General features: G+C 48.4%; 1 pseudogene. It reads right to left on the bottom strand.

Features of this window, described 5'->3' with window-relative positions:
• Nucleotides 1-419, bottom strand: a pseudogene (locus AB4512_RS24735) (nodulation protein NfeD); the annotation flags it as partial.

Raw genomic sequence — 419 nt, 5'->3', positions numbered from 1 at the left:
CGCCAGTCTTGTTCCCGCTCGATAAAAACCACCTCATTGAGCTGAACTTCCTGACTGACACCGTTGATGGTGACGGTGCGCCCGTTACTCAGTTCAACCAATTGCTGAAGGTCGCTAGCAATAAAATCAATCACGTTAAGTGTGAGTGCGTTCTCTGAGTCTAAACTCGCCGCTTCTCTTACCGCTTTTTCTGCCCATTCTTCATTGCGATTGTGTAGCTTAGCCAAACTGACAATGTAAGCCGCAGCATCATTGATGACTTTCATTTCCATCGCAGTGGTGGCTTTTACTTGGTCTGAGTTCTCTTGTTTTGTTTCGTCTTGCTCACCCGCTGACGTGTTGTCATCTTTATTGGCGTCGTCTTGAGGAGATAACGGACTAGCAGGCGCTTTGCCACCACCAAGCGACACAGGTGTTGC

The sequence above is a fragment of the Vibrio sp. 10N.222.52.B7 genome (genome assembly GCF_041474275.1).
Lineage (GTDB): Bacteria > Pseudomonadota > Gammaproteobacteria > Enterobacterales > Vibrionaceae > Vibrio > Vibrio crassostreae_C.
Note: the sequence above shows the minus strand (reverse complement) of the source record. Positions and strands in the feature narration are given on the sequence as shown.